A 13330-nucleotide genomic window follows, 5' to 3' on the forward strand; every position below is an offset into this window, starting at 1 on the left:
GCGCAGAGTCTACGCTGCTAGCTCGTCTGCACCTCAGTCCGGTCACCCGACCACAGGGTGTGGAAGGCGCCCGGCTTGTCCACGCGGCCGTAGGTGTGCGCGCCGAAGAAGTCGCGCTGGCCCTGGATGACGGCGGCCGGCAGGCGCTCGGCGCGCAGCGAGTCGTAGTAGGACAGCGAGGAGGCGAAGACCGGCACCGGCAGGCCGAGGCTGGTGGCGGTGATGATGACGCGGCGCCAGGAGTCGATGAGCCCGCTGAGTTCGCCGAGGAAGTAGCCGTCGAGCAGCAGTGAGGGCAGCTCCGGGTTGGCATCGTAGGCCTCGACGATGCGGTTGAGGAACTTCGCGCGGATGATGCAGCCGCCGCGCCAGATGGTGGCCAGGTCGCGGGGGTCGATGTTCCAGCCGTACTCCTCGGAGCCGGCCTGGATCTCGTCGAAGCCCTGCGCGTAGGCGACGAACTTGGAGGCGTAGAGCGCCCGGCGCACGTCCTCGATGAAGGCGTCGCGGTCACCGTCGAAGGTGGCCAGCTCGCCGGAAGGCAGCACGCCCTGGGCGGCGCGCCGCTGCTCGAGGGAGGAGGACAGGGCGCGGGCGAAGACGGCCTCGCCGATGCCGGTGACCGGGATACCCAAGTCGAGGGCGGCCTTGACGGTCCAGCGGCCGGTGCCCTTCTGACCGGCGGCGTCGACGATGACGTCGATAAGCGGCTGACCCGTCTCGGCGTCCACCTGGGCGAGGACCTCGGCGGTGATCTCGATGAGGTAGGAGTTGAGCTCGCCGGCGTTCCACTCGCGGAAGACCTCGGAGATCTCGGCCGGAGTCAGGCCCGCCGCGTAGCGCAGCAGCTGGTAGGCCTCGCCGATGACCTGCATGTCGGCGTACTCGATGCCGTTGTGGACCATCTTGACGAAGTGTCCGGCCCCGTCCGGGCCGATATGCGTGACGCACGGGGTGCCGTCGACGACCGCCGCGACGGATTCGAGGAGGGGGCCGAGGGTCTCCCAGGACTCGGTGGGGCCGCCCGGCATGATGGACGGGCCGGTGAGGGCACCCTCCTCGCCGCCGGAGATGCCGGCGCCGACGAAGTGGCGGCCACGCGCGGCCATCTCCTGCTCGCGGCGGATGGTGTCGGTGAACAGGGCGTTGCCGCCGTCGATGATGATGTCACCCTCCTCCATCGCCTCGGCGAGCTGCTCGATGACGGCGTCGGTGGCGGGACCGGCCTGCACCATGATGATCGCCTTGCGGGGGCGCTCGAGGGAAGCGACGAAGTCCTCGATGGTCTCGGAGGGCAGGAAGGCGCCCTCGTCGCCGTGCGCGGCCATGAGCGCACGGGTCTTCTCCGGGGAGCGGTTGTACACGGCCACGGTGTGACCCTTGTGGGCGAAGTTGCGGGCGAGGTTGGAGCCCATGACAGCGAGGCCGACGACGCCGATGTGGGCGAGATTCTCAGGGGTGCTCATGGCTCATGAGTGTAGACACCGCTGATCGCCGCCGTCGGATGGACCCGGCAGGCTAGGATGTCCGCCATGAGCGAGCTCAAGTACACCGACCTCTTCCGCCTGGCCGGGACCGGGAAATCCCTGGACGCGCAGACCCTGGAGACGGTCAACACCCGCGACGTCGGCCTCTCCGCCCACCTGGGTGTCCGCTACACCGAGATCGCCGACGGCCGGGTCCGCGCCGAGCTGCCCGTCGGCCCGCACCTCCTGCAGCCGGTGGGCCTGGTCAACGGCGGGGTGTTCTGCGCGCTGGCCGAATCCGTCGGCAGCCTGGCGGGCGTGGCGGCGGCCGGGGCGCCGGTGGTGGGGGTCAACAACGACACCGACTTCATCGCGGCCGTCCGCGAGGGGATCATCGAGGCGGAGGCCACCCCGCTGCAGCTGGGCGGGCGCACCCAGCTGTGGGAGGTCATCATGCGCAACGAGGGGCGTGTCGTCGCCCGCACCACCCTGCGCACGATGGTCATGAGCAGGTGAAACTCATCCCCTTCGCCTGCAGCCGCGCGAGGTAGGGGGTGCCCAGCGCCGTGGACGGGGTGAACACCCCGCCCTCGCCGGGGTGTTCCAGCAGGGTGAGGGCGGCCTCGGCGAGCATCATGGCCGTCACCACGTAGCCGGGATCGCCATCGGCGGCGACGGTGCAGGCGACCTTCCTCCCGGATTCCGTCACGCCCTCGTGCGTGAAGCGGAAGTGGCCCTTCCCGGGGCCCGGGACGAAGCGCCGCAGGATCGGCTTCTGCGAGGCGGCGAAGACCGCGGCCGTCATCCCGGCCAGCGCCCAGGCCCCGAGGCGGGTGCGGGTGGCCCAGCGCTCGTGGTAGGTGAAACGCTCCCCGCGCAGCGAGTTGGATCGCCGCACCACCCGCGTGTTAAACATGGACATGAAGAACGGCCCGGCCCAGCGCCCGTCGGCCAGCCGGGTGACCTCGAGGTCCTTCCCCTCCAGCCAGGGCTCCGCGGAAGGGACGGGGGAGAGGGAGTAGGGGTGATGCAGGTTGCGGGCCACGCTGCGGTCGGCGCGGGCCTGCGCGGAGACCTCCCGCATCGAGTCAAGAGTGCCGGCGGACAGCCCGCCCTTGAGCTTCTCGACGACCATCGTCACGGTGTCCAGCGGCTCACCCGCGTGCTCCCGCAGGGCGAAGGCACCCATGTCCGAGGGGACGGAGTCGAAGCCGCAGGAGGGGACGATGCGGGCCGTGGTGGTGCCGTGGTGGGTGTCGATGACCCGCCGGATGAAGGGCACCTCGCCGCACAGGTCGACGTAGTCGGTGCCGTGCTCCGCGCAGGCGTTGACCATCTCCCAGCCCAGCCTCGAATAGGGGCCCACGCAGCTGATGACCACCTTCGCCTGCGCGGCGAGGGCGGCCATGTCCGCCGCCGAATGGGCGTCGCCCGTGGCGATCCGCCAGTCCGGGTTGAGCTCGTCGCGCAGCTCCTCGAGGGCCCGCCTGTCTCGGCCGGCGAGGATGACGTCGTGGTCGATGAGGTAGCGGGCGGTGAGGCGGCCGACGACACCGGTGGCGCCGAACAGGAGGATGTCAGACGTGGAGGGGGCGTTCATGGCGCCAGGCTACCGAAAGGCATATCTCGTCATGGATAGCGTGGCAGGTCTAGGCCGAGAGGAGCACGGGTCGCGCGGGCCGCCTACTCGACCTATGCCTGCCGTGATATCGCTGCCGTGATATGCCTCAGAGCCAGTTGTTGCGGCGGAACCACCAGAACATCAGCGCCACGATGAAGGCGATGACGCCGAGGACGACGTAGTAGCTGTACTCCCAGTCGAGCTCCGGCATGTGGCGGAAGTTCATGCCGTAGATGCCCGCGATGAGGGTCGGCGCGGCCGCCATGCCCACTACGGCGGAGATGGTGCGCATGTCGGTGTTCTGCTGCATGGTGATTTTGGCCACGGAGGCGTCGATGAGCGCGGAGAGGCGCTCGTCGTAGCCGGCGATCTGGTCGCGCACGGCCATCTCGTGGTCGAGGACGTCGCGGAAATAGCTGCGCAGCTGCTTGCCCAGGATGTCGCGGTTGTCCGCGATGAGCGCCCGCAGCGCCGGGGCGAGGGGGTCGGTGGAGTGGCGCATCTCGAGGATCTCGCGCTTGTACATGTAGATCTGCTCGATGTTGAGGCGCGAGCCGGGGGTGAAGACGTTCTCCTCCAGGTCATCGACCTCCTGCTCGAGGAGGGCGGCGATGCGCCCGTACTCGTCGACGAGGTGGTCGGCCACCCGCCAGGCCAGGGACGCGGGGCCGAGGGCGACGAGCTCGGGCCGCTCCTCGAGGACGTCGGAAAGCTCCGGGAGCTCCGCGCCGTGGCGGACGGTGATGATGAAGTCCGGGCCGATGAGCATCTGCACCTCGCCGGTGGAGATGATCTCGCGGGTTTCGGAGGCCTCCGCGCGGAAACGGATGGAGCGGACGACCAGGAACAGTTGGTCATCGTAACGCTCGACCTTGGGGCGCTGATGGGCGGTGACGGCGTCCTCGACGATGAGGGGGTGGATGCCGAACTGGTCGGCAACCTTCTCCATCTGCTGGGCGTCGGGCTCCCGCAGGCCGAGCCAGACGAAGCCGCGGCCGTGCTCGCGGACCTCGTTGAGCGCCGAGGAAGGGATATATTCACCCGGAAGGCGGACCCCGTCGATGAAGACGCGGCAGTGGTCGATGGCGCGTTCGACCGGGACCTTGAGGCGGCTCCGGTCGGGCGCCCGGCGGGCGCGGTCGAAAGGGGTGAGCACCTGGCTGATCCTATACTGGTCGCATGGCGACGTGGAAAGATATCACCACCCGGAATCCCCAGCACTCGGAGAACTACGCCCGCCGCTGGGAGGCGATGATCGAGCGGGGCGAGGACATCGACGGCGAGGCCCGGCTTATCGACGCCCTCGTCCCCCGCGCCTCCCGCCTCCTCGACGTCGGCTGCGGGCAGGGGCGCGTGAGCGGCTACCTGGCCGAACGCGGTCATGAGGTGGTGGGTGTGGACATCGATCCCGTGCTCGTTGAACACGCCCGGCGTCGGTACCCGGGGGCGAGTTTCCAGGTCGGCGACGTGTGCGCGGACCCGTTGCCCGGGGACGTCGACCTGGCGTTCTCCGCCGGCAACGTCATGGGATTCCTCGACCCCGCCGGGCGGGCGGGGGCGCTGGAGAACATCGCCCGGGCCCTGCGCCCCGGCGGGCGCTTCATCGCCGGGTTCGGGGCCGGACGCGGCTGGGGTTTCGATGACTTCATGGCCACCGCCGCGCAGGCCGGACTGGAGCCGGAGAACGTGTTCTCCACGTGGGACCTGCGCCCCTTCACGGAGGACTCCGACTTCCTCGTGGCGCTGTTCTACCAGGCCCGGTCGGCCTGAGCGAAGAACTCCCGCTCGTAGAGGCAGGCCCGCAGGTAGGCGGTCATCGCCTGCTCGCGCTGCGCGGGGGAGGCGGCTTCCAGGGCGCGCTCCGTGTGCTCGATGGCCAGGCGCGCCCCGGCGTTGAATTCCTCGCCGCCGTAGGTGGACAGCCAGGCGTGGTAGGGGTGCGCGGGTGAATTCGACCGGGCCAGCTCCATGCCGATCTCGGCGTAGAGCCAGAAGCACGGCAGCACGGCCGCCGCGCCGACGACATAGGGTTCCACGGCGCAGGAGGCGACGAGGAAGTTGGTGTAGCCCAGGGTGACGGGGGAGGGGCTGGTGACGCTGATGTCGTTGCCGCCCAGCCAGTCCCGGTGCAGCTGGGCCTCGCCCTCGAGCACCTCGCGGGCGGATTCCGCCCAGAAGGTCTGGCCCTCCTGCTCCGGGGCGGTGGCGGAGAGCAGCGCCAGGGCGCGGGAGTAGCGGTTGAGGTACTGGGCGTCCTGATCCAGGTAGAAGGCGAAATCGGCGTGCCGCAGGGTGCCGTCGGCCAGTTCGCGGAGGAAGGAGAGATCCATGATCTCGTTCCAGATCTCTCCCGTGGCCTCCCACATGGCCTGCGTGTGCGGGCCCGCCGGGGCGAGGTGCGGGGTGGGGGCGGGCACGTCCGTGCGCGGGGCCCACGGGGTGGTGGAGGCCGCCGCCTCCAGGCGACGGGCCCGGTGGAAGTGGTCGACGGGCCCGTGGCCCTGGCCGACCTGAAGGTCATCGGCGTGGCGGATGGCCTCGTGGAGCCAGCGGGTGGACCACTCGAGGGCCTCGGCGACCGAGTCCCCGCGGGCGATCCGGGTGGCCAGGGCGGCGGACAGGGAACAGCCGGTGCCGTGGGTGTTCTTGGTGTCGATACGCGGGGTGGGCACCCGGTGCACCGTGCCGTCCGGCGAGACGACCGCGTTGTCCGCCTCGGGACCGGTCAGGTGCCCACCCTTGACGATGACCACGGTGCCGGTGTCGGCGGCCAGGCCTAGTGCCTGCTCGATGCCCTCCTCGAGGGTGGTGGCCATCCCCATGTCGCACAGCACCGCCAGTTCGCGCAGGTTGGGGGTGATCACGTCCACCCGGCGCACGAGCTCCCGCACGGCGGCCTCGGCGTCCTCGTTGAGCAGCCGGTCGCCGGAGCTGGCCACCATGACGGGATCGAGGATGACGTGGGCGACCTCATGGTCCGACAGGGCGCGGGTGACCTCGGCGACCGTCTCCACGTCGCCGAGCATGCCGATCTTCACGGCGTCGACCGCGACGTCGTCGAAGACGGCGTCCAGCTGCTCCCGGAGGAAGGACATCGGCGGGGTGTGCACCGAGCGCACCCCCTGCGTGTTCTGCGCGACCAGCGCGGTGACCACCGCCATACCGAAGCCTCCGGCCGCGGAGATCGACTTGAGGTCCGCCTGCACACCGGCGCCGCCGGTGGGGTCGGTGCCGGCGATGGAGAGAATGCGGGGGATCATGAGGGGTCCTTCCAGGAGACGAGGTCCGCGATCTCCGCGGAGGTGAGGTGGTGCAAAGCGTCGAGCCACGCGGTGGAGAACCCGCCCGGACCGGTGGCCGAGCGGGCGGCGAGCTGGGCGGCGGCACCCGTGTGGGCGTGGGCGGCCAGGACGGCGTCGTGCGGATCGGCACCCAGCCCCAGGTAGGCCGCGCACAACGCGCCGAGCGCGCAGCCGGTGCCGCTCACCAGGGTGAGCAGCGGATCGCCCGAGGTCAGCCACGTGCTGCGACCCGCGGAGACGATGAGGTCCACCGGTCCCGAGACCGCCACCACCCCGCCGGTGCGTTCCGCCAGCGCCCGGGCGGCGGGCAGGGCCTGCTCGACGGTGTCGGCCGCGTCGACGCCCCGCCCGCCCGCGCCCGTGCCGCCCAGCGCGGAGATCTCGGAGGCGTTGCCGCGGAGGGCGGTGGGGGAGGCGTCGAGAAGCGCGTCGACGAAGAAGGTGCGGTGGGCGAGCACGCCGGCCCCGACGGGGTCGATGACCCAGGGGGTGCCGGCCGCCGTGGCGCCGCGGACCGCCTCGCGCATGGCGGTGTAGCGCTCCGCGGTGGGCGTGCCGACGTTGAGGAGCACCCCGGAGGCCAGCGCGGCGAAGTCCCCGGCCTCCTCGGGCGTGTCGATCATCGCGGGCGAGGCCCCGGCGGCGAGCAGCACGTTGGCGCTCAGCGGCATGGCGACCGAGTTGGTCAGGCACTGGACGAGCGGCGCGGCGGCGCGCAGCTCATCCCGCAGATCGAGAAAACTCATGACAATCCCTTCGCTAGTGCTAACTAGAGCAGGTTCGGTGGGTGTGATCTCAGCGCGACGTCCGCGCACCCCATGTCGATGTGACAAAGATTACCATAGGCGGTATGAGCAGAATCATCGTCGTCGGAGCCGGCATGGTCGGCCTCGCCACCGCCTGGCACCTGCAGGAACGCGGTCACCAGGTCACGGTCCTGGACAAGGAGGGCGTCGCCGCCGGCGCCTCGTGGGGCAACGCCGGCTGGCTCGCCCCGGCCAAGACCATCCCGCTCTCGGACCCCAGCCTGTGGCGCTACGGCCCCACGGCGCTTCTCGACGCCGACGCGGCCCTGTCCATGCCCCTGCGTTTCGATCCCCAGCTGTGGGCCTTCCTCGCCCGCTTCATGGCGCAGGCCACCGCCCGCGCGTGGGACGCCACCATGGCGGATCTGACCCCCATCGACCTGGAGGCCCTCGCGGCCTTCGACGAACTCGCACTCGGCGGTGTCGACGCCTGGACTCGGCAGGGCCCCTTCGTCATCGGCTTCGAGGAGGAGTCCCAGGCCGCCGGTTTCCTCCGGGAGGTGGCGGGCGCGGTCCGCCACGGCCAGGAGGCCCCGCTCACCCCGCTGGAGGATGTGCAGTCCCTGGCGCCCATGCTGTCCGACGCCATTACCTGCGCCTACCGCCTCGACGGGCAGCGCTTCATCGAGCCGGGACCCTACGTCGCCGCGCTCGGCCGGGCGGTGGCGGAGCGCGGGGCGGAGATCCGTACGGATGCCGAGGTGGTGAGTGTCCACGGGGACGCCGTGGTGCTCGCCACCGGGGAGCGGCTCGACTGTGACGCGGCGGTCATCGCCACGGGCGCCTGGCTCTCCGCCCTCGCCCGCCCGCACGGGGTGCGCACCCTCGTCCAGGCCGGGCGCGGCTACTCCTTCACGGTGGAGACCGCGCAGCCCGCCGAGCACCCCGTCTACCTGCCGCAACACCGCATGGCGTGCACGCCCTACCAGGGGCGATTCCGCATCGCGGGCACCATGGAGTTCCGCCGCCCCGACGAGCCTCTCTACCCGCGGCGGATCGAGGCCATCGTCAACCAGGCGCGGAAGGTTATGACGGGTGTGGACCTCGACGAGCGTCGCGACGAGTGGGTCGGGTCCCGCCCCGTCACCCCGGACGGCCGACCCCTGGTGGGCCGCACCCGCACGGAGAACGTCTACGTCGCGGGCGGGCACGGCATGTGGGGCGTCGTCCTCGGCCCGGCGACGGGGAAGTTCCTCGCCCAGCTCATCGACACCGGTGAGACCCACCCGGCGATCCGGCCCTTCGACCCGCTGCGCTAGTAGGTCTCGATCCCGCGCTCGCGGAAGGCCTGCCGGGTGGTGCGCAGGGAGGCGCTGGTCGGCGGCTTGGTGTCTGCCAGGTCATAGCGCAGGCCCAGCTCCCGCCACTTGTCGGCGCCCATGTTGTGGAAGGGCAGCACCTCCACGCGCTCCACGTTGGGCCAGCCGGCGACGACGTCCGCCACCCGGGCCACGTTCTCCGGGTCATCGGTGAGCCCCGGCACGAGCACGAAACGCACCCACACCGGCTTCCCCAGCGCGGCCAACCGGTCGCCAAAGTCGAGGGTCGGCTGCAGGGGCTGTCCGGTGACGTGGCGGTAGGTGTCCTCGTCGCCGGACTTGACGTCGAGAAGCACGAGGTCGATGTTGTCCAGGTTCGCATCGCTGAGGCGGGCCCCGAGGAAACCGCTGGTGTCGATCGCGGTGTGCACCCCCGCGGCGTGGACCTCCGCGAGCACCCGCCGGGTGAAGGCGAGCTGGAAGAGCGGCTCACCGCCCGAGATCGTCAACCCGCCCCCGGTGACCTGGAAGACCCGGCGGTAGCGCAGAATCCGCTTGACCACGTCCTCGACGCGCTCGAGCGTGCCGGTGCGCATCTCCATCGTGTCGGGGTTGTGGCAGTAGAGACACCGCAGGGGGCAGCCGCTGAGGAAGAGCGTCATCCGCGTTCCGGGGCCGTCGACGGCGGTGACCATCTCCCAGGAGTGGACGAGGGCGACGTCGCCGGTGACGCGGGCGTCGAGAAGCTCGGGGCGGGGGAGCTCCCCGGCCGTACCCCCGATGCCGGCGGCGACCCCGCGGACCCGCTCACCGACCGTGGGGGAGAGGCGGACGACGCCGGTGACGCCGTCCTCAGGCACCGTGATGGAAGGTCCGGGAGATGACGTCGCGCTGCTGCTCCTTCGACAGCTTGACGAAGTTGACCGCATAACCGGACACCCGCACCGTGAGGTTGGGGTAGTTCTCCGGGTTGTTCATCGCGTCCTCCAGCGTCGACTGGTCGAGGACGTTGATGTTGGCGTGGTAGAGGCCGGACTCCATGTTGTTGGAGGCGCGCGCGGCCTTCATGTCGGCCATGCGCTCGGCGAAGGTCTTGGTGGACATGGCAGGGTTCTCCTAGTTCTCGTCCATGATGAACCCGGCGTCGAGGATGCCGACGAGGTTGCTGACCTGCTCGGCCTTGGTGCGGCCCAGCCCGGAGGGGGTGATGGTGTTGGTGAGCGAGATGCCGTCGAGGGCATCGTTGTAGTCGAGCTTGCCGACGGACAGCATGGAGGCGACCATGCCGTGATTGTCGGCGCCGTTGGTGGGGTTGGCCCCCGGCGCGAAGGGCGTGCCCGCCCGGTGGCCGCAGGGGAAGTTGCCCGTCGCCTTGCCGTAAACGACGTTCGACGTGATGGTGAGCACCGACTGCGTGGGGATCGCGTCGCGGTAGAGCGGGATCTCCCGGATCTTGGCCATGACCGTGTGGACGATGGTGGCGGCGATGTCGTCGGCGCGGTCATCGTCGTTGCCGTAGACGGGGAATGCGCCCTCGGTGCGGTAGTCGACGATGAGGCCGGTCTCGTCCCGGATGGGGTAGACCTCGGCGTGCTTGATCGCGGACAGTGAGTCCGCCACGATGGACAGCCCGGCGATGCCGCAGCCCATGGTGCGGATGATGTCCGAATCGTGCAGGGCCATCTCGATGGCCTCGTAGGCGTACTTGTCGTGCGACCAGTGGATGATGTTGAGGGCCTCGACGTAGGTGCCGATGACCCAGTCGAGCATGTCCTCGTAGCGCTCCCACACCTCGTCGAAGTCGAGCGGGCCGTCGCCCTCGATGGGGGCGTGCCCCTCGACGATCTGCCGCCCGCTGACCTCGTCGCGCCCACCGTTGATGGCGTAGAGCAGCGACTTCGCGGCGTTGACGCGGGCGCCGAAGAACTGCATCTGCTTGCCCACCTTCATGGGCGAGACGCAGCAGGCGATGGCGGAATCATCGCCCCAGCGGTCCCGGATCTGCTTGTCCGACTCGTACTGCAGCGAGGAGGTCTCGATGGAGATCGCGGCGCAGAACTCCTTGTAGCCCTCCGGCAGGGCGTCGTCCCAGAAGATGGTGATGTTCGGCTCCGGCGCCGGACCCAGGTTGCGCAGCGTCTGCAGCAGGCGGAAGGAGGTTCGGGTCACCTGCGGGCGGCCGTCGTCCATGAAACCCGCATCCGACCAGGTCGCCCAGTAAGGGTCGCCGGAGAAGATCTGGTCATAGTCGATGGTGCGCAGGAAACGCACGATGCGCAGCTTGATCACCAGGGCGTCGATGATCTCCTGGGCGCCCACCTCGTCGAGGATGCCGGCGGCCAGGTCCCGCTCGAAGTAGATGTCGAAGAAGCTCGACAGGCGGCCGATGGACATGGCCGCGCCGTCCTGGGACTTCACGGCCCCCAGGTAACCGAAGTAGGTCCACTGCACGGCCTCCTGCGCCGTGGTCGCGGGCCCGGAGATGTCGAAACCGTTGGACTGCGCCATCACCTTGAGCTTGCGCAGCGCCTTGATCTGCTCGGCGTGCTCCTCGCGGTAGCGCGCCCAGTGCTCGGAGAAGCCGGCGTCATGGACGGCGTGCTTCGCCGCCTCCTTGTCCGCGATGAGACGGTCGACGCCGTAGAGGGCCACGCGGCGGTAGTCACCGATGATGCGGCCGCGGCCGTAGGCGTCGGGCAGGCCGGTGATGATGTGGGAGGAACGCGCGGCGCGGATCCGCGGGGTGTAGATGTCGAAGACGGCATCGTTGTGCGTCTTGCGGTAGCGGGTGAAGATGTCCTTGACCTGCTGGTTCGGCTCCATGCCGGCCTCGACGATCGCGGTCTCCACCATGCGCCAGCCGCCGGAGGGCATCATGGCGCGCTTGAGCGGGGTGTCGGTCTGCAGGCCGACGATGATGTCGTCGTCGTCGGAGATGCGCCCCGGACCGAAGGCGTCGATGTCGGCGGGGGTGTCGGTGTCGATGTCGTAGACCCGGCGCTCGCGCTCCACGGACAGGTAGTTGTCCTCCAGGTGCTGCCAGGTGCGCAGGGTCTTCTCTGTGGGGCCGGCCAGGAAGGCGGCGTCGCCGGTGTAGGGCGTGAAGTTACGCTGGATGAAATCGCGGACATCGATGGTGTCGGTCCACGCCCCCTCAGCAAAACCTTCCCAGGCCTGGGTCACAGGCGGGATAACGGTGGTCACGTGTTCAACCTCTCGGGTTTTCCGGTGTCAATGAGAAAAATAAGTCATATGACGTAACCCAGTATAGCCCCCGGCATGCGAAAGGCCCGGGCGGGGAGCCCGGGCCTGACAGTGGTGAGACGCGCCTAACGCAGCTGCTTCTTACCGGAGAACTTGGTGGTGTCACGCAGCTCGATCGGGGTGTCACCCTCGATCTCGGAGGTGATCGCCTGCAGCTTGAGCAGCGCGGTGCGCGAGTGCAGCTGCTGGCGGGTGGTGGCCAGGTTGTAGCGGGTCCGCGACAGCGCGTTGACGCCCCAGTTGATCATGGAGACGAAACGGTTGCGGAAGCCCACGAGGAAGAGCACGTGGACGGCCAGCCACAGCAGCCAGCCGATGAAGCCGGTGACCTCGACCTTGCCCATCTTCACCAGCGCGTAGAAGCGGGAGACGATGGCCATGGAGCCCTTGTCGAAGTACTCGAAGGCCGGGCGCTGATCCGGGGCGGTGCGGCCGGAGAGCTCGTCGGCGATCTGCTCGGCGGCGTACTGGCCGCCCTGGATCGCCACCTGGGCGACACCCGGGAGGTTCTTGTAGTTGGACATGTCGCCCACGACGAAGACGTTGCGGTGCTCGCCGACGGTGAGGTCGTCGTTGACCATGACGCGGCCGGCGCGGTCCATCTCGACCCCGGCCTGCTCGGCCACGAGGGCACCGAGCGGGGAGGCGGCGACACCGGCGGACCAGATCTTGGTGAAGGCCTCGATGGTGGTCTCGGAGCCGTCGACCATGGACTTGTAGGTGACGGTCTTGTCGTCGACGTTGGTCACCATGGCGTTGAGCTTGACGGTGACGCCCAGCTTCTCCAGCTGGCGCTGCGCGGTGCGGCCGAGGCGCTTGCCGAAGGGCGGGAGGACCTGCGGTGCGCCGTCGAGAAGCAGGATCTTGGCGTTGGAGGTGGAGAAGTTGGAGTACTCGCCGACGAGGGTGCGGTGGGCGAGCTCGGCCAGCTGGCCGGCCAGCTCCACACCGGTCGGGCCGGCGCCGACGATGACGAAGGTGAGCAGGCGCTCCCGCTGGGCCGGGTCCTTGGCCAGCTCGGCGCGCTCGAAGGCGCCGACGACGCGGGCCCGGATCTCCAGGGCATCGTCGATGGTCTTCATGCCCGGAGCGAACTCCGCGAAGTGGTCGTTGCCGAAATAGGACTGGGAGGCGCCGGCGGCGACGATGAGCGAGTCATACTCGAACTCGCGGGTGTAGGCGCCGAGGGAGGTGGTGACGATCTGCTTCTCCAGATCGATGTTGGTCACCTCGCCCTTGACCACGTTGGCGTTCTCCTGGCCCTTGAGTACCTGGCGGGTCGACGGGGCGATCTCGCCGGAGGACAGGATGCCGGTGGCCACCTGGTAGAGCAGCGGCTGGAAGAGGTGGTGGTTCGTGCGGTCGATGATGGTGATATCGACGTCGGCGTTCTTCAGATCCTGAGCCGCAAACAGGCCGCCGAAACCGGAGCCGATGATGACCACATGGTGGCGGCCGCCGTCAGGACGGAAAGGGGTGTTCGTCATGAATTAAGAGTTCCTCATCTTCTTCGCGGGAATCAACGGCACCTATCGTATATCGATCACCAGGCGAACCGTGAGCCGAACGGGCCCCAACCCCGCAACCGGACATCGGCGCCGGTCGCGCCTTC

General features: G+C 69.4%; 9 protein-coding genes, 2 pseudogenes and 1 riboswitch. Of the genes and pseudogenes, 3 read left to right on the forward strand and 8 right to left on the reverse strand.

What is annotated here, in order from left to right:
- Window positions 1-17: 17 nt before the first annotated feature.
- Entirely contained in the window at window positions 18-1466 is a 1449-nt protein-coding gene (gene gndA, locus ACFPUZ_RS03800; RefSeq protein ID WP_377000061.1) for an NADP-dependent phosphogluconate dehydrogenase, read from the reverse strand.
- Window positions 1467-1532: 66 nt separating this feature from the next.
- On the opposite strand from gndA, the gene ACFPUZ_RS03805 reads away from it, so the two are divergent.
- Window positions 1533-1982: a PaaI family thioesterase gene (locus ACFPUZ_RS03805; protein WP_377000063.1), complete on the forward strand. Its 450-nt coding sequence runs from the start codon at window positions 1533-1535 to the stop codon at window positions 1980-1982.
- Here the strand turns inward: ACFPUZ_RS03805 and ACFPUZ_RS03810 are convergent.
- Window positions 1969-3066 carry a saccharopine dehydrogenase family protein gene (locus ACFPUZ_RS03810; protein ID WP_377000065.1) on the reverse strand — a complete coding sequence of 366 codons (1098 nt, stop codon included), beginning with the start codon at window positions 3064-3066 and terminating at the stop codon, window positions 1969-1971. The genes ACFPUZ_RS03805 and ACFPUZ_RS03810 overlap by 14 nt on opposite strands.
- Window positions 3067-3193: 127 nt before the next feature.
- Window positions 3194-4252, reverse strand: coding sequence for a magnesium and cobalt transport protein CorA (locus tag ACFPUZ_RS03815; RefSeq protein ID WP_377000308.1), 1059 nt, complete (start codon window positions 4250-4252; stop codon window positions 3194-3196).
- A gap of 14 nt (window positions 4253-4266) precedes the next feature.
- On the opposite strand from ACFPUZ_RS03815, the gene ACFPUZ_RS03820 reads away from it, so the two are divergent.
- Complete coding sequence (locus tag ACFPUZ_RS03820; protein ID WP_377000067.1) at window positions 4267-4857, forward strand: class I SAM-dependent methyltransferase; 591 nt, start codon at window positions 4267-4269, stop codon at window positions 4855-4857.
- Here ACFPUZ_RS03820 and ACFPUZ_RS03825 read toward each other — a convergent pair.
- Together ACFPUZ_RS03825 and thiM are read right to left on the reverse strand one after the other, a co-directional pair.
- Window positions 4836-6341, reverse strand: a pseudogene (locus ACFPUZ_RS03825) (bifunctional hydroxymethylpyrimidine kinase/phosphomethylpyrimidine kinase); the annotation flags it as partial. The gene ACFPUZ_RS03820 and the pseudogene ACFPUZ_RS03825 overlap by 22 nt on opposite strands.
- Window positions 6342-6343: 2 nt before the next feature.
- Window positions 6344-7141 carry a hydroxyethylthiazole kinase gene (gene thiM / locus ACFPUZ_RS03830; RefSeq protein ID WP_377000310.1) on the reverse strand — a complete coding sequence of 266 codons (798 nt, stop codon included), beginning with the start codon at window positions 7139-7141 and terminating at the stop codon, window positions 6344-6346.
- Window positions 7123-7218: riboswitch (TPP riboswitch) on the reverse strand. Its footprint overlaps the gene before it by 19 nt.
- Before the next feature lie 12 nt (window positions 7219-7230).
- Between thiM and ACFPUZ_RS03835 the strand changes: the two genes are divergently transcribed.
- On the forward strand, window positions 7231-8454 hold the full coding sequence (locus tag ACFPUZ_RS03835) for an NAD(P)/FAD-dependent oxidoreductase (RefSeq protein WP_377000312.1): 1224 nt from the start codon (window positions 7231-7233) through the stop codon (window positions 8452-8454).
- On the opposite strand, the gene pflA is transcribed toward ACFPUZ_RS03835, so the two are convergent.
- The 3 genes and pseudogenes from pflA to ACFPUZ_RS03855 form a co-directional block, all read right to left on the reverse strand.
- Complete coding sequence (pflA, locus tag ACFPUZ_RS03840) at window positions 8451-9314, reverse strand: pyruvate formate-lyase-activating protein (protein ID WP_377000068.1); 864 nt, start codon at window positions 9312-9314, stop codon at window positions 8451-8453. The two genes, ACFPUZ_RS03835 and pflA, sit on opposite strands and share 4 nt — an antisense overlap.
- A pseudogene (gene pflB / locus ACFPUZ_RS03850) lies at window positions 9307-11658 on the reverse strand (formate C-acetyltransferase). The gene pflA and the pseudogene pflB overlap by 8 nt, the downstream one beginning before the upstream one ends.
- 125 nt (window positions 11659-11783) lie before the next feature.
- A complete protein-coding gene (locus tag ACFPUZ_RS03855; RefSeq protein ID WP_377000070.1) occupies window positions 11784-13205 on the reverse strand; it encodes an NAD(P)/FAD-dependent oxidoreductase in 1422 nt (473 codons plus the stop codon).
- Window positions 13206-13330 lie beyond the last annotated feature (125 nt).

This window comes from Corynebacterium nasicanis (assembly GCF_042658165.1).
GTDB classification, from domain to species: Bacteria; Actinomycetota; Actinomycetes; order Mycobacteriales; family Mycobacteriaceae; genus Corynebacterium; species Corynebacterium nasicanis.